This is a genomic window from Marinobacterium sedimentorum (genome assembly GCF_024267675.1).
In the GTDB taxonomy this organism is placed as follows: Bacteria; Pseudomonadota; Gammaproteobacteria; order Pseudomonadales; family Balneatricaceae; genus Marinobacterium_A; species Marinobacterium_A sedimentorum.
Genome location: NZ_JALDYX010000003.1, coordinates 61,630 through 78,525 on the forward strand (window position 1 = coordinate 61,630; position 16,896 = coordinate 78,525).

Here is a 16,896-nt window from a genome sequence, read left to right on the forward strand (position 1 = left end):
CGGCGGCCTGGATACTTGGGTGGCAAGATACCGAGGCCTTGACCACGCCTCACACCTAGCCTCGGATTAAGGAGCCTTTATGTGCGGAATCGCTGGACTGCTTAATCTGGATTTCCAACCGGTCGACGCCGGACAGCTACAACAAATGAACGACATCCAGATCCACCGCGGGCCGGACGCCGGCGACACCTATATTGCCGGCCCTCTGGGATTGGCCCACCGACGCCTGTCCATCATTGACATCGCCAGCGGCCAGCAGCCGCTGGTCAACGTCGAGAACAACGCGGTCATCGTCTTCAACGGCGAGATCTACAACTTTGCATCCCTGCGTGAAGAGCTCATAGGTCTCGGCGCTGGATTTCGCACCCACTCGGACACCGAGGTCATCCTGCAAGCCTGGAAGGTCTGGGGCAAGGCGTGCGTCAAGAGACTGCGCGGCATGTTCGCCTTTGCCATCTGGGATAAGAACAGCGAGCAACTCTTCATCGCCCGCGACCGGCTGGGAATCAAACCGCTCTACTACAGCCTGATCAATGGCCGCCAGCTGGCCTTTGCCTCCGAGCTAAAGGCACTGCAGTGTCTGCCACAGCTCGACCGCCAGCTCGACGCCCGCGCCATTGCCGACTACTTCACCTTTGGCTACATCCCCGATCCCAAGTCGATCTTGGCCGGTGTCCATAAACTGCCACCGGGCCATACGCTGCTGCTGGAACGGGGCCAGACTCAACCCACTATCGAGCAGTACTGGGACGCCAGCTTTGCCGACCCCTTTCAGGTCCGCGACCAACGGCAACTCGATGAGGAGCTGATCGAGCGGCTGCGCGAGGCGGTTGGGATCCGTCTGATCTCCGAGGTACCGATCGGCGCCTTCCTCTCCGGCGGGGTCGACTCCAGTGCCGTGGTTGCCCTGATGGCCGGGCTGATGCAGCAGCCGGTCAACACCTGTTCCATCGGTTTCGATGTTCCCAGCTTCAACGAAACCGAATTCGCACGCCAGGTGGCCGAGCGCTACCAGACCAATCACCAGGAGCACCAGGTGGCGGTGGACGATTTCGGCCTGCTCGACACCCTATCAGGCCTCTACGACGAGCCCTACGCCGACAGCTCGGCGATCCCGACCTACCGGGTCTGCGAGCAGGCCAAAAAGCGGGTAACGGTTTGCCTGTCCGGCGACGGCGGTGACGAGCTGTTCGCGGGCTATCGCCGCTACCGCTGGCATCTGCTCGAGGAGCGTATCCGCGGCCTGGTCCCGTCGGCGATTCGCCAGCCGGTGTTCGGCCTGCTGGGCAACTACTACCCCAAACTGGACCGGGCGCCCAGGTATCTGCGTGCCAAGTCGACGTTCCAGGCCCTGCAGCGCGAGGCGCTGGCCGCTTACCTGCACAGTGTATCCTTCACGCCGGAGCCGGTATTCAAGCAGCTGTTCACGCCCGAATTCAACAAGCGACTGAACGGTTACCGTCCCCTGGAGGTGTTCGAAGGCTATCAACAGCAGTTCGATGGCGACGACCCGCTGTCGCTGATCCAGTATCTGGATATGAAGACCTACCTGCCCGGCGACATCCTCACCAAGGTAGATCGCGCCAGCATGGCCCACAGCCTGGAAGTGCGGGTGCCACTCCTGGATCACGAATTTTTGGGCTGGGCCAACCGCATTCCCGCACACCTGAAACTGCACCGCAGAGAGGGCAAGCACATATTCAAGCGCGCGCTGGAACCACACCTGCCGCGCAACGTGCTCTACAGACCCAAGATGGGATTTGGTGTGCCCGTCGCCCGCTGGATACGTGGCCCTCTGGCCGACACCCTGCGCCAACGCATTCTGCGGGGGCATCTGCAGACCCTGGGAATATTTAATCAGAAGACACTGGAGCGCCTCGCCGACGAACATATCCGCGGAACGAGCGATCACAGCGTTACGCTTTGGGCGTTGCTGATGTTCGAGGCCAGCATCAGGCGCTCGATGACCGGCGACCAGGTAGCCGCTGCATGAAGATACTGCACATTTTTGACCATTCCATTCCCTTGCACAGCGGCTATACGTTTCGCAGTCGTGCAATCCTGGAAAACCAGCGCGCTCAGGGACTGCAAACCTGTCACCTTACCAGCCCCAAACAGGGAAGCGCCGCCGCGTCAAAAGAGCAGGTGGAGGGTCTGGACTTCTACCGCTGTGAAGACATCCCCGGTTGGCTAAAAGCAGTACCCTTTGTCAATCAATTGGCCATCATTCCGGTATTGAGCCGCAAGATCGCGGAGGTTATTGATTGGGAAAGGCCGGATATCATCCACGCCCACTCGCCGGCCCTCAACGGGATTGCCGCCCTGCAGGCCGCGCGAAAAGCCGGCCTGCCACTGGTTTACGAGGTGCGGGCATTCTGGGAGGACGCCGCCGTCAATCTTGGCACCAGCTCCGAAGGCGGCATACGCTACCGCCTCACCCGAGCGCTTGAAACCCATGTACTCAAACGCGCCGATGCTGTGACCTGCATCTGCCAGGGTCTTCGGCAAGATATCATCGCCAGGGGAGTCCCGGCACAACGCATCACCACCATTCCCAACGCAGTCGATCTGGAGCAGTTTCCGCTGCTGACCGGAAAGTCCGCGGAAATTCTTCAATTGCATGGTTTGAATGACCAGCCTGTAATCGGCTTTATCGGTTCCTTTTACGAATACGAAGGCCTGGATATTTTGATTCAGGCCGTCGACCAGCTAAGTGCCGCCCTGCCGAACCTGCGGGTGTTTCTGGTCGGCGGTGGCCCCCAGGAAGCCTTTCTCAAACAACTGGCCTGTGACCTGGGCGTCAACGACCGGATCATCTTTACAGGGCGAGTGCCCCACCAGCAGGTCGCCAGCTATTACAGTGTGCTCGACGCGCTGGTCTATCCCCGCAAATCCATGCGTCTGACGGAACTGGTGACCCCCCTCAAACCCATGGAAGCCATGGCACAGGGTAAGCCGGTACTGGCCTCCGACGTAGGGGGGCACAAGGAGCTGATAACCCACGGGGAGAACGGCTACCTGTTCGCCGCCAACAATCCGGCAGCTCTGGCAAACGCCATCGAATCGATGTTCCTCAACACTGCCTCCTACGAAAGCCTGGTGGCTCGAGGGCGCGAGTTTGTCGAACAGGAGCGCAACTGGGTCGCAAGCGTAGGTCGATACCAACGCATTTACGCGGCTGTTGCGGGGGCTTGCGCAATTGATGGCGTTTGATGCCCTTCGCATCTGTGTAATAGGCCCGGTACCTCCACCCGCCGGGGGAATGGCCAGCCAGACGGCGGAGCTCTGCCGCCTGCTGGAACAAGAGGGAGCCCAGGTCACACTGGTCGCCGTCAACCCGCCCTACCGCCCGGCATGGATTGGCCGCTGGCGGGGCCTGCGGGCGCTGTTTCGCCTGTTGTCCTACCTTCGCGTGCTTTGGTGCAAGCTTGGAGGCCCCGACGTGGTTCACCTGATGGCCAACTCGGGATGGTCCTGGTACCTGTTCGCAACCCCCGCAATCTGGGTCGCTTACCTGCGAGGGACGCCAATTGTCGTCAACTACCGTGGGGGTAACGCCGCGGCGTTCTTCGACCGCGACTGGCGCTGGATCAGACCCACGCTGCGCCGTGCCAGCGCCTGTGTAGTGCCTTCGGCATTTCTTGCCGAGGTGTTCGCCAGACACCAACTATCGGCACGCATCATCCCCAATACGCTGGACCCGGCCCGTTTTACCCCAGCCGACCCGGCAAAACCCAGGGCTTCACCCGCCTCCCCTGGACCGGTCCTGCTCATTACCCGTAACCTGGAGCTGATCTATGGCATCGATTTGGCCTTGCAGGCACTGCCCGTCGTGCAGGCGCGGTTTCCCGGGGTTCGGCTGCTAATCGCCGGCTCAGGCCCTGAGCGGGCCGCGCTCCAGCGCCTGGCTGAGGACCTGGGGGTGAATGATCGGGTTGAGTTCCGCGGCCGGCTGGCGCCTCAGGAGGTGGCCGAGCTGTACCGACAGGCCGATCTTCTGCTCAACCCCAGTCGGGTGGATAACTCGCCCAATTCCATCATCGAAGCCCTTGGCAGCGCCCTGCCCGTGGTTTCCACCCGTGCCGGCGGCATTCCTCAGCTGGTCACTGACGGGGAAACGGCGCTACTGGTGGACCTGGATGACCCCGCCGCGCTGGCCGCGGCCACCCTGCGTGTACTCGAAGATGATGATCTGCGGGACCGACTGAAATCCACCGGGCTGGAATTTAGCCGTCGATTTCATTGGGACTCGGTGAAACGGGACCTGTTAAGCACCTACCAGCAAGTCATTGAGACGAAAAAATGAACGCTTTCGATAGTGACGTGCAGCAACCGGCATCGACGGAGGCCGTCGGGGACAGTCAAGTATTGGCCGGTCTGGCAACGAAAAGCCATCATCCAGACTAATCTCTAAACACCGGCAAGCCTTTTTAGCCTCCTAGACAGAATGGACCGCATCGATGCATATCTGCCATATCGTATTCCGGTTTGACATCGGTGGCCTGGAAAACGGCATCGTTAATGTTCTCAATTGTCTTCCCAGCGCCGGTTATCGACACACCATTCTCTGCCTGTCGGGCTACAACCCCGAGTTTTTCGGCAGGATTCGGGCCGACGACGTCTCCATCCACACGCTGGACAAAGCCCCCGGTAAGGATATCAGCTACCTCAAGCGCCTTTACGGCCTGCTTCGAGAGCTTCGCCCGGACATCGTCCATACCCGAAACCTGAATACCCTCGAGTGCCAGGCGATCGCCTGGCTGGCCGGCGTGCCTGTCCGGATACACGGCGAACACGGCTGGGACTCGGAGGACGCCAAGATCCGCATGAAGCCAGCGCTCATCCGTAAACTGTTCAGCCCCCTCATCAGCCGCTACGTCGCCCTTTCGGCTGAAACCGAAAGTTATCTCACCGGGCGGGTGGGTATCTCGCCCAAGCGCATCGAACGCATCTGCAACGGTGTCGATATCAGCCGGTTTCAGCCCAGGCGCCCTGCAAAAGTAGCGCCACTGACGGAAGAGAGGTGGGTCATCGGCTCGATTGGACGCCTGGCCAGGGTCAAGAATCACCAGTTGCTGATTCGGGCCTTCGCACAGTTGCTGCACAAGGCAGGTAATCGCCGCGACCGGTTACGCCTCATCATCGTTGGCGAGGGCCCCTGCCGCCAGCAACTGGTGGCGCAGGTCAGATCCCTTAACATCGAGGAACGGGTTTCCCTGCCCGGCGCCAGTGACAATATTCCAGAAGTCATGTCCGGCCTGTCACTTTACGTCCAGCCGTCCTTCGCTGAAGGAATATCCAACACCATTCTCGAGTCCATGGCTTCAGGCCTGGCGGTCATCAGCACCGATGTTGGTGGCGCGAGAGAACTGGTAGAGCCCGGATTCAATGGCCAGATCACCGCAAACGACAACGTCGAAGAGCTTACCGAGGCGCTTTGGCAGTATATCGAGAACCCGCAATTGCTGCGCATGCAGGGTAATAACAGCCGCTTACGGGCGGAGCAGCATTTCAGCCTTGCAACCATGGCCGAGCGCTATCATCACCTTTACCAGCAACAGTCAGCTGCGGCGACCGGGAGCAGAAGCCATGATCATAATCTCGGGCGTACCTGAGTCATGACGCGAGCCCTTTACACCCGGCTGGTCGCCGATTGCCTGTTCCCCCTGCACGAAAGGCTCAAGGGCCACGACAGCGTGCGGCTGAGAAAGACCCTGGAAGAAAGCCAATGGTTTACCCGGGATGTGCTGCAGGCCCGTTGTCACACACGGCTGCAGAACTTCCTGACCGACGTGAATGCCATCAACCCGTATTATGCCGACCAGTTCAGAGCCCGCGGACTCTCGCCTGCCAGCTTTGGCGAGCCGGAGATCCTCTTGCGCATCCCCTGCCTGACCAAGGAGCTGATCCGTGCGAATCGAGACCAGCTGCTCTCCCGTTCCGATCAGCCTGTGAGGTTTATGAAGACCTCCGGGTCCAGCGGCCAGCCACTGGAATTCGCCATCGGCAAGGAGCGAATCAGCCACGATATCGCCGCCAAATGGCGGGCAACCCGCTGGTGGGGCCTGGATATCGGCGACCCCGAAGCCGTTGTCTGGGGCTCGGACATCGAACTCGGTGCTCAGGGTCTGGCCAGGCAGATCCGTGATCGACTGATACGATCGCGCCTGTTCCCCGCCAGACATCTGCGAGGCGATGCACTCATGGCCCTGTTCGACCGCCTCCAGGCCTATAGCCCCGCCATGATCTACGGCTACCCTTCGATTCTGTCGCTCCTGGCCGAGGCCGCCCTGCAACAGAAACGTTGCTATGACGCCGGCTCCCTCAAGGTCATATTTTGCACGGCGGAAAAGCTCTACGATCATCAGCGGCAGCTGATAGAGCACGTATTCAAAGCCCCCGTAGCGAATGGCTACGGCAGTCGCGATGCAGGCTTTATCGCCCATGAATGCCCGCAAGGACGCCTGCACCTCAGTGCCGAGGACATTGTCGTCGAAATTCTTGATGATCAGCAGAACCCCGTTGCCGTTGGAACATCGGGTGAGATCGTCGTTACCCACATGGCCACCCGAGCCTTCCCGATGATCCGTTACCGTACCGGTGATATCGGAATTCTCTCCACTGAACCCTGCGCCTGTGGACGCCAGCTGCCCATATTGACAGACGTGATAGGTCGCGCCAACGACCTGCTCCGCGCCACGGACGGCTCCCCGGTTCACGGCGCCTACATCGGTAACATTGTCCGGGAAGACGCGGCTGTCGCCCAATTCCAATTCATCCAGCACAGCCCCCGCCAGTTTGAACTCAAGCTGGTGTGCCGCGACGGCGCGCAGCCCGACCAGTCTGGCCTCAGGGCGAGACTTCTCGATGTAGTCGGCGGCGATGCCGAGATTGCTATTCAGCGCACTGCCGCCATCACCGTGGAACAAAATGGCAAGTTCAAGTACATTGTAAATCGGTGCAGCGAAAACCCTAGCCTCGCCGGCGCAACCGAACAGAGTCCCTGACCATGCAGACACGGACACAGATCTGTATCACGGTTGATACCGAATTCAGCATTGCCGGCCACTTTCAAGATCCGGAACGTTATGCACCTTTGGCCGAGCCGGTCATCTATGGCCATGACCGGAACAAGCGACAGGGCCTTGAGTTCCTTCTCGACACCCTTACCCGCTACAAGATTACCGCCACCTTCTTTGTCGAGTGCGCCAACTACTTCTACTTCGGCGACGAACCAATGCGCAGCGTTGTGAGGCAGCTGCAGGCAGCCGGTCTGGACACCCAGATGCATATCCATCCCGTCTGGCTGAGCTTTGCCCAGGGCCGCGAGCAGTTCCCCCGCCACGATAACTGTGATGGGCGCAGGTACGAGGAGATACTGCGCGTCATCACCGTCTGCGCCGATATCTATGAGCGCTGGGCCGGGCACCGCCCCTTCGCGCTGCGCACTGGGAGCCTGCGCGCCGATCTCAACGTCTATCGTGCCATGTCCGAAGCTGGCATCCCCATGGCATCCAATATAGCCCTGGGCATTTTCCGACCTGGCGAGCCGGAGCTGCAACTGGACTCAGGCCGGCGGCGAATACAGGGTGTCATGGAACTGCCGGTGTTTACCTACCGGGACAGCAACCTCTTTGGCGCCCACAAGAAGTCACTGCAGATCACCAGTTGCTCCTGGCCGGAGATGCGGCATTTGCTTTGGGCTGCACGCAGAGCCGGCGTTGAGCAGGTCATACTGCTGACCCATCCGTTTGAATTCATCAAGAAATCGGACTTCAGATACACCCGGGTGACACGTAACCGAGTCAACCAGAGGCGCCTGGAAAAGTTGTGTCAGTTCATCAACCGATACGAACAGGATTTTGTCGCCGTCAACTTTGCCAACCAACGGACAGCCTGGCTTGAATCGGAGCTGGAGCAGCCGTTCGTGCAGATCCCCTCGGTGTTCAGTATCGGCCGCAAACTCCACAACCGGATCAACGATTGGGTATGGGCCTACTGACCCACACTAAAGGTTCGATATCCCCCGCTATGAAAGATGCGCAGGACAAAGTCATTATTCTCGGCACCGATACCCAGATCGGCCTGTCCCTGATACGGGAGCTGGGCCGCCGAAACTGTTACGTGGTCGCTATCGGGCGCTCAAGAGGCTCGATCGGGCTGCGGTCACGCTATGCGCGGGAGGGTTTCCTCTGGCCAGGGGGCGATGAAACACAGCAGATCGAGTTTCTCAACCGGGTCGCCAGGACCACGGGCGCCCGCTTCCTGCTCTGCGTGTCCGAGACCGATATTCTGTTCCTCAATCGCTGTCGCGACCGCCTCGAGGGGCTGACACCGCTGATTCCCAGTCAGGCGACCATCGACAGGGTGCTCGACAAGCAGGGCACCGCCAGCGTTGCGGCCCAGGTTGGCATCCTGTCGCCCGAAAGCCACGCCATCGATGATCTGACGGAGCTTTCCGCCCTTGCCCCTTCGCTCAGCTACCCGGTGATCCTGAAATGGCGCAACCCCCATGAGGTGATGCAGGACAGCCGGCGCCACGGGCTCGCGATCGAGAAGATTATCTACTGCCAAAACGCCGATGAGCTGGCCGAGCAGCTCGGGCGCTACGCGCCGCTGGGCCGGTTTCCGATGATTCAGGCATACTGCCCAGGTTACGGCCTGGGCCAGTTTTTCTTTATGCACCGGGGTAAGGCCCTGTTGCGCTTTCAGCATAGACGCATCCACGAATGGCCTCCCGAAGGCGGATTCTCGTCACTCTGTGCGGGTGTCCCGCTTGATCAACACCGTGCACTGCAGGAGAAATCCATCGCCTTGCTGCGACTGCTCGACTGGGAAGGCCCTGCGATGGTGGAATACCGATACGATGAACATAATGACCGCGCGGTGCTGATGGAGATCAATGGACGGTTCTGGGGAAGCCTGCCACTGGCGTACCACTCCAATGCGCCCTTCGGCTGGTACAGCTACCAGGTGCTGGGGCTGGGGCAAGTGCCCTTGGCAATCGAACCGGTGCGGGATGACATCCAGTGCCGCAATACCCTGATCGAGCTCAAGCGTTTGATTCGCATCATCTTTCAACCACAGAAGATAAGGGACCGAAGTCTGAAGTTCAGCCCATTCAAAGAGGTAGCCTGTTTCATCGGCGGCTATTTCAATCCCAGGATGCGCTATTACATCTTCAGCCTGTCAGATCCCAAACCCTTGTTGGCCGACTGGATCGCCATGGCGCGCAAATTGATGCGCCGTTAAGGTCACTCTCTTGGCCTGAACAACCGGTGAGCCAGGTACTGTTTGATCAGGTTCTCAGTAGCATTCTCGATAACGGCGTAACAATGTTCGAAATAGGCCTTGCCATGCATATGAGGATCATGAATATGTAACCGTCTGGGCCGGGCCCAGTTCCCAAGCAGCGCAATTTGCGCACGGCTTTCGCCCAGCCTGGCTTTGAGCAGGTGTGCGTGGCGCAACTCCATCACCAGCAACAGATCCGTATCCAGCACATTGAAGTCGGTAAGATCCGTGGTCAGGTGTGAACGCATGTCCACCCCTCGCTCAAGCGCCGTTTCCACGCCGAGGTCGAAGGCCGGCACACCGGTGGTCGTCGACAAGCCGAAACCTGCGCTGGGGATACCGTGTCGGTGGGCTACGTATTCCCCAAAGGGACTTCGGCAGATATTCCCGAGACAGACAAATACCAGACGCTCCACCCTGGCGAAATCGACCTGCCGGTATTCATCGTCCAGACCAACACGGGCTCCCGTCTCTGTGAGCAGCAGGCGCACGAGCCCCTTGAAACTGGCAAAGTTGTCATGGATGTAGGGCATTGTTCATTCGGCTTCTGTTCCGGCTTCTAATGTTGGGTACGGCTCATATCCTAAATTCGGCTATCTTCGACAGGTTCAGATCCCGGTAGCAGAAGCTGTGGCGTTGCCCCTGGTGGTACACAGCCGGCAGACGCCGGCAGACGCCGGCAGACGCCGGCAAAACAGCGTATTTGTCCTGCCGGGCCAGCGTCCGGCATGGGTTCAGCTTGCAAGGGTTTGGCCTGCGGGCTTGACGTTATTGCATGATCAATCCATGGATATATATCCAGAACCTGGATTATAGGACGGCTACGCCGTCCGCGCTGAGCGCCATAGCGACGGGCCGTCCTTATTTCATGGAAACGAATGCCCGCCAGGCACACAGTAGCCCCCCTTAACCTTCAAGCTCCTGGCCGCCAAGGACCCAGATGATCATTGCCAGTGCAGGCGAACACCTGACGGCATTCGCGTTCCACAGTAGCCGATGCCTCAAGCCGCCAAAGTGGGTAGCCTGATTAGCGACTAGACTCTGTCATGAACTAGCAGAATGAATCATCTGGGCACCAAATGGCATGAGAACCACTTTACTCGGCGCTAGCTTGATCATCGTTGTATTACTGGCCATGAACCTGGTTGGCAGTGATGATTTACCTGGCCAAACAACACAGACCGTCCAGAGCAGCGACGCCCAAACCGGCAGAAACCTGGCCGACTGCATGGCCGTCTTAAAGGACCTGGATGCTGGTTGGTGCGAACTCCGAGTAAGCCAGGATAACCCCGGTATCGGCAATGTCTGGCCCGCCAAGCAGCGCCGTATCCAACACTCACTGGGACCCAAAGCCGTACTCATCGCCTGGAGCAGCGCCGCATGGGATAGCGACAATAAGACGTTTTATTTTATGGGTGGCGGCGGCAGGGATTACGGTGGTAACGAGGTCTACCGCTTTTCATTAACGGACGGTAGCTGGAAAAGACTCACCAACCCCAGCCCCCTGGATCACTGGACCACCTTCAAAAAACGCCGCTTCTGGATCCCGGATATTCGCACTGTACCGCCGGCCTCTTACATTAACGATGGACTCCTGTTCAATCGCACCACAGGCACGATGATATTACTGGCCGGCCAGCCGGCCAACGGCGCCCAAATCAGGGACGACGACAATGCCACCCAGGATACCTTTTTGCAGGACGGAAGCGATCTCCACCAATATGAATTCAATCCCTCGGAATCCGAAACCCGTAATGGCCTGGCGCCCCTGAGCTGGAGGCGTATCGGTGACTATACTTGGCCCAAGGCCAGGAGTGTTCAGTTACCGGACGGCACACTGATACTGGGCAGCTACGAACAGTTGTTCAAGGTTAACCAGGATAAAAACGGTCAACTGCAAGACCCGCATCTCTTCCACGACGACCACAAGAGTCGAGGTGGCAACGCCGTCTATGATTCACACCGGAAATGGATCTGGAGTGTCTACCTTGACAGCCTGGTTGCCCTCGATAGCTCCGGCAGGATCATGCTGGACATCAAGCTGCCGATGAGAACCGGTAAGTCCCTGGCATTTGATCAGCACGGTTATATTGTCATTTGGGATGGCACCACCCGCCTTTTCATGTTCAATCCCGATGATCCATCCCCGGTATGGCGTACCATCAACTGGGCTGAAAATGGGCCCTACGGGGGCATGAAAGGACGGGTCTATGGCAAGTGGGTTCATCTGGGCAACAACTATTTTGCCGGTATTTCCAGTTACAACCACGGCATCTGGATATACAAGCATCCGGACGATTCGAAACTCGGCCGCCAGCTCTCGGATATCAATATTCAAAAAATAGTTGACCGGGCAGAAGAAAATTCGACGTTGAAATTGCCGGCAGGGCTGTATCCCTATGGTCTGCGCATTGACAAGCCCCTGACGTTGGATCTCGAGGGTGTAGAACTGATGGAAGTCTCTGGCAGCAAGGGGCTGCTGAACATTGTCAGCACAGATGGAAGCCTGGTCACAATACGCAACTTCGAAGGCAACGCCGAAATCGGAGCGGCACAAACCGGCAACCTGGCGGGTATCCGCATAACCGGTGTCAATTTTAATGTCAGCCTGGAAAACGTCACGATTCGCAAGACCGCCATCGGGGTCATGACCGACAACCGCGGCGGCAGGCTCAGCATAAAGGACAGCGTTTTTGAAGATATCGGCTACTACAAGCACAAAGGCTTAAGCCATATCATTTATGCGGGAGCCATAGACGACCTGAATATCGTCAACTCCCGACTACAAAGGTCACTACATCTAGGGCACCTGCTCAAATCACGGGCCAAATCCACGACGGTCACCAACAGTCAATTGCTGGGCTTACAAAGTAATCACAGTCGTGTAATAGACCTCTCCTGCGGAGGAAGCCTCCAGGTAAGCAGTTCTGTGCTTCAAAGCAGCTCACTTACCGACAACCAGGACCTGATTTCCGTCGGTGTCGAAACACCCCAGAACTGCCGTCAAGGTTTGCTGGATGGGGATATCGACATACGGGATAGCCTGATCGTCTTTGACCGGGATACGCCCGAAGCCAACAAAAACCGCTTGTTCACCTGGCGTACCGGACTTGAGCACCTGTCCCTGAGCAACAACATCATAGTCAGCAAAGGCGACAATAACCTGCTGGAACAGGAAATAGGCGATAGCACTATTGAGGAAGAGTCCCATAACAATACCCTGTTCGAAAGTCGTCAGGCAGCCGGACTAAACCCGATGCCAGACATATCACCCGGATTCGATTTACTACCAAAATGACGTCCACTCAGAGCGTAAAAGCGAAAGGTTCCCGATGAACGCACGTAGCTTGTTAACTCTAGTCATCAGCAGCTTGCTTATAAACGGGCTCGTCATCGATAACGATCAGGCCAGTGCTGGATTGTTTACTGCGACGGCATCCGCTGAGGAATCAGAACTCTCCAAACTGGCCCATGATATGAAGCCGGGCGAGTGGGCTGAACTCAAGGCCAAAAGGCCCAACAAACTTATGCGGGTTTTTGTCGGTCACCGTGATTCGGGCAAGGAAGTTTGGCACCACATTGCCGGCTGGACGGACGATGGGAAATGGGATTCCAAAACCCGGCAGTTCCTGTTTATGGGTTTTCGCTTGCAAAACAAATTTATTGCCTACTCTGAGGACAGCAATCAATGGCGCATCCTTTCGGGCCCCTTTGGCTGGAATACCTCGGGCCAGGGCACCTTTAAAGACACCCGTAAAACCGGTTTCGGACACGTGTACGGGCGTAATGCACTAGATGCGGATCACGGTATATTCTATGTATCCTCTTTAGGAGGCTATACCTACGCCTATCACTTGCAAGACGGAACCTGGACCCGTATCGAAGGGGGAAGTCGCATGACAATCGAGTATTTCCCTGGACTTGGCTTGTTATCACACGAAACCCGACCGATCAGAAGTAAAACAGCATTCCCACTCAACCTATTAAGGCCCGACAGCAACACTTGGGAAATGTTTACCACTTTGCCTTTTTCAGGCTATCACGCGATTGCACATTACAATCCAAAACTGGATGAGATGATCTTTATCGCTGGCAATGATAGTCGAAGCGTGGTCACACTGAAGCGAAATGGCCAAGTTACCCGGCAGGAAGACCTTCCTTTTGACATGACCATCAGGCACGGCCAAGTGGTGGTGGACCCCAACACCGGACTTTATCTGATCTTTCACCAAGGATTACTGTATGAGTTCAACAGTAAAACCAACCAATATCAGTCCGTTATTGACTATCGTCCACCCTGGGGAAAATACGAAATGCCGGTACCGGCAGCGATTCCCGAACTGGGCGTAATACTGTTTGTGGATGATAAGACACTGCTATACAAACCGCATTTTCAAAGCAAAAATTAACAAGAAATCTTTTTCACTTCGCAGAAAAATAAAGGAGTATCTGATCTGCATGCATGGCAGAGTTTCGTTACCGAAGCTAGACTTACCGAGCTAGCAAGCTCTCATTCGATCGACCGCTGGTAAATCAGGCATAAGGGAGACATGTCATTGACCACGAACTCAGCGACTGCATCGACGGGAAGTTTTCAGCGCGTCTTGTACCACCCACTCTTTATTCCAGCTTGTATTGCAATCGGCCTGACGATACGGATTTCTGTGGCTCTGCTTGCTCCCATTGAACCAGTCTCCGATGCCGCCTGGTACCTTGCCCGCGCCCGCGAACTCTTGTCGGGCATGGGGTACCAGGAAGGCGGCCATCCGACGGCCTATTGGCCCATTGGCTGGCCAGCGATCATGGCCGGATCGCTGGCCGTATTTGGCTCGCAGCCCGTAGCGATCTTGGCAATCAATACCCTCTCTGCCGCTTTGATCATGTGGCTGATCATCTGGTTTGCCCGGGAGCTGCCCCACAACGAGTGGGTAGCGAGAGTGGCTCTGCTGGCTTATGTCTTTTATCCTAATCACATTGCTTATCACGGCGCGGCAAATTCGGAAACGACCTACGCTGCGCTTTCCATGTTGGCGCTTATGCTGTTGATCAAGGGCCGAGAAAAAGTTTGGCTGTTAGCGATCTGCGGTTGTGTATTTGGTGTGGCGACACTCGTTAAGCCACAGACGATTGCCTTTCCCCTGGGGGCTGTACTTGCGCTGGGGATTGTGTACCCCGCCTATCGTTGGAAGCAAGCCCTGCAGGCAGGTGCTGTGGTGTATTTAGTGCTGCTGTTGGTCGTTTTGCCCTGGTCGGCCAGAAACTACGCCGTGCTGGGTGAGTTTGTTTTGGTATCGACCAATGGGGGCACCGCCCTGATACTCGGCGCAAACGACCAGGTAACGGGCGATCATTTTGATTACCAGCACACGCCGGTTTTTGAACAGTTGGGGATTCCCTGGGAACAACGAGTCGAGCGGCAGGTGGAGTTGAATCGGCGACAGAAGGAGGTTGCCAAAAACTGGATCGCTGACAATACCGGTGAATGGTTGGCATGGATGCCAAAAAAGGCTTTCAATTTATGGCTCAAGGATACGGATGGCTTTTGGAGTTTTGATCGGCAGTACCCAAACGCCACCTTTGCAGTGCGAGCGAGTCAGGTCATTAACCAGATCTATTATGCCGTGATAGTGTTTTTTAGTGCAATATGTGCAGTCTTGGTGGCAAAGGCAATAATACTGCGTGAGTCACCATTAATGAGGGCCGGACTGCTATTTTGCATGCCCATTTTTGTGACTCTACTGGCAGCCGTATTTACCGGTCAAATACGTTACCATCATGCAGCTATGCCTTACCTGATGATTTGTTCCTCCATTGTGTTACAAAGGTTGACTCAAACTAATAAAACAAAAAAAATCGTTCCCGCTAAAGATTAACACTCTATCCATATTTACAGTATTACCTGCTCGTTAATATTGAGCTTAATTCAACCAGCATCCTACAAAATTTCCTCAATAAAATAACGCGGTCTTCGCTTGATTTCCATATATATCTTGGCAACATATTCACCCACAACGCCAAGACTTAGGAGTTGAATTCCACCCAGAAAATACATGGGCAGGACAGAAGATGTCCAACCTGGGACTGCAGTGTCAGAAAAAAATTTGACCCACAACGCCCAGATAGAAATACCGATACTCGCCACAAACATCAAAATGCCCAACAGGGCGATCAGTCGCAATGGCACCGCCGAAAAAGAAGTGACACCATCGAAGGCCAGTGCCAGCATTTTTCTGAGCGGATATTTTGACTCGCCGGCAAAGCGTTCACTGCGTTGATAGGGAACCTGACAGGATTTATAGCCCAACGTGGGAACAATTCCGCGCAGGAACAGATTGACCTCATCGTGTGCCTTGAGTGCATCAAGTGCGCGTCGGCTGAGCAGCCGATAGTCGGCATGATTGAATATAATCTCCACGCCCATGAGCGCAAGCACCCTGTAATAGAATTCCGCGGAGAAACGCTTAAAAAAGCTATCGGTGGATCGATCGTCACGCACTCCATAGATCACCTCATAGCCTTGGTGGTAGCGGTCAACCATCGTTTCAATCACCCGGATATCATCCTGCAGGTCGGCATCGATACTGACCACGGCATCGCCATCGGCAATCTGCAGCCCCGCAAGCAGCGCGTTTTGGTGCCCCCGGTTGCGCGAAAGCTTGATACCGCCGACCCATTCATACTGCTCAGCAAAGCCGGCAATTTGTTCCCAGGTTGCGTCCCTGCTGCCGTCATCTACCATTAATAACTTGCTCTGCGGACCGACTTTGCCCTTATCGATCAGATCAGTCAGCAAGCCACCTAACTGCTTTACCGTTTCAGGAAGCACTTCTTCCTCGTTATAACAGGGAACGACAATGTTTAACTTGGGTAGTGTCATAGTTGTGTCTTCAGTCTGAGGTCGCTTTATAGGTCCAATTCCGGTGGGCCAGGAAATTAAAGCAGAGCACCACCAGCGTGGCTATAATTTGTGCGATGAGGTATTGCATACCGATTTTTGTGTGCAATACAAACATCAGTGTCGCATTGAGGATAAGCCCGACGCTCACCACCATACTGAACCGCAGGGCTGCGACGCTGTGACGCTCCGAGCTATTGAATGTCAGGTAGTAGTTCAGCAGATAATTGAAGATGGCACTGATAGCAAAACCAATACAGGACGCGAGGACTGCGTCAATCGCAAAGAGTTCGACTTGGGCAATCAGAATGACATATTGCAACAGCGTAGCGAATGCACCTACGCCAAGAAATTTTATGAGGTGAGCGATCAATTTTCTGTCCCCCGCTCCATGACGTGGATGTCTACTCAGCTCGTGTTTTTATCTAATCCAAAACGTCTAACCTAAACCACAAGCTACTTACCAAAACACACAGACAGCATAGTACGGCAGCAGTCTACCGCAACATGGAATCAGCTTAATGCGAGTCCTGCCGGCCTATTTGGCGCCACGGCTTGATGTGTTCGCCCTCTGGACGCGAGACTACACTAAGAAAAACGCGAGTAGCCCCCGCACCTTCTGACAATAAGGGCGCGCGGCATGAAGCGATAGCCGGTCTTCGCTGACAGCGAGCGCCAGCGTACGCGCAACTATCCTGGCCAGAGTC

General features: G+C 56.3%; 13 protein-coding genes. 10 read left to right on the forward strand and 3 right to left on the reverse strand.

The features are described 5' to 3' along the window. Positions 1–79: 79 nt before the first annotated feature. The 7 genes from MRS74_RS04545 (at position 80) to MRS74_RS04575 (ending at position 9,252) form a co-directional block, all read left to right on the forward strand. Positions 80–1,993, forward strand: coding sequence for an XrtA/PEP-CTERM system amidotransferase (locus tag MRS74_RS04545; protein WP_254579097.1), 1,914 nt, complete (start codon positions 80–82; stop codon positions 1,991–1,993). After that, entirely contained in the window at positions 1,990–3,213 is a 1,224-nt protein-coding gene (locus MRS74_RS04550; protein ID WP_254579098.1) for a TIGR04063 family PEP-CTERM/XrtA system glycosyltransferase, read from the forward strand. The genes MRS74_RS04545 and MRS74_RS04550 overlap by 4 nt, the downstream gene beginning before the upstream one ends. A 49-nt stretch (positions 3,214–3,262) precedes the next feature. After that, entirely contained in the window at positions 3,263–4,306 is a 1,044-nt protein-coding gene (locus MRS74_RS04555; RefSeq protein ID WP_368671249.1) for a glycosyltransferase family 4 protein, read from the forward strand. A 154-nt stretch (positions 4,307–4,460) separates the two neighbouring features. Then, positions 4,461–5,615, forward strand: a complete 1,155-nt coding sequence (locus tag MRS74_RS04560; RefSeq protein ID WP_254579100.1) for a TIGR03088 family PEP-CTERM/XrtA system glycosyltransferase — start codon at positions 4,461–4,463, stop codon at positions 5,613–5,615. Positions 5,616–5,618: 3 nt separating this feature from the next. Continuing rightward, complete coding sequence (locus MRS74_RS04565; protein WP_254579101.1) at positions 5,619–7,007, forward strand: phenylacetate--CoA ligase family protein; 1,389 nt, start codon at positions 5,619–5,621, stop codon at positions 7,005–7,007. Positions 7,008–7,009: 2 nt separating this feature from the next. Continuing rightward, on the forward strand, positions 7,010–8,002 hold the full coding sequence (locus MRS74_RS04570; protein ID WP_254579102.1) for a polysaccharide deacetylase family protein: 993 nt from the start codon (positions 7,010–7,012) through the stop codon (positions 8,000–8,002). Between the two features lie 29 nt (positions 8,003–8,031). Continuing rightward, entirely contained in the window at positions 8,032–9,252 is a 1,221-nt protein-coding gene (locus MRS74_RS04575; RefSeq protein ID WP_254579103.1) for a carboxylate--amine ligase, read from the forward strand. Positions 9,253–9,254: 2 nt separating this feature from the next. On the opposite strand, the gene MRS74_RS04580 is transcribed toward MRS74_RS04575, so the two are convergent. Beyond that, positions 9,255–9,827 carry an arsenate reductase/protein-tyrosine-phosphatase family protein gene (locus MRS74_RS04580; RefSeq protein ID WP_254579104.1) on the reverse strand — a complete coding sequence of 191 codons (573 nt, stop codon included), beginning with the start codon at positions 9,825–9,827 and terminating at the stop codon, positions 9,255–9,257. A 578-nt stretch (positions 9,828–10,405) separates the two neighbouring features. On the opposite strand from MRS74_RS04580, the gene MRS74_RS04585 reads away from it, so the two are divergent. The 3 genes from MRS74_RS04585 (at position 10,406) to MRS74_RS04595 (ending at position 15,167) form a co-directional block, all read left to right on the forward strand. Next, a complete protein-coding gene (locus MRS74_RS04585; RefSeq protein WP_254579105.1) occupies positions 10,406–12,592 on the forward strand; it encodes a right-handed parallel beta-helix repeat-containing protein in 2,187 nt (728 codons plus the stop codon). Positions 12,593–12,626: 34 nt separating this feature from the next. Further along, positions 12,627–13,703: a hypothetical protein gene (locus MRS74_RS04590; RefSeq protein ID WP_254579106.1), complete on the forward strand. Its 1,077-nt coding sequence runs from the start codon at positions 12,627–12,629 to the stop codon at positions 13,701–13,703. A 147-nt stretch (positions 13,704–13,850) separates the two neighbouring features. Further along, a complete protein-coding gene (locus tag MRS74_RS04595) occupies positions 13,851–15,167 on the forward strand; it encodes a glycosyltransferase family 39 protein (RefSeq protein WP_254579107.1) in 1,317 nt (438 codons plus the stop codon). Positions 15,168–15,229: 62 nt separating this feature from the next. Here MRS74_RS04595 and MRS74_RS04600 read toward each other — a convergent pair whose 3' ends face one another. Together MRS74_RS04600 and MRS74_RS04605 are read right to left on the reverse strand one after the other, a co-directional pair. After that, a complete protein-coding gene (locus tag MRS74_RS04600; RefSeq protein WP_254579108.1) occupies positions 15,230–16,171 on the reverse strand; it encodes a glycosyltransferase family 2 protein in 942 nt (313 codons plus the stop codon). Between the two features lie 10 nt (positions 16,172–16,181). Beyond that, on the reverse strand, positions 16,182–16,562 hold the full coding sequence (locus MRS74_RS04605; RefSeq protein WP_254579109.1) for a GtrA family protein: 381 nt from the start codon (positions 16,560–16,562) through the stop codon (positions 16,182–16,184). Positions 16,563–16,896 lie beyond the last annotated feature (334 nt).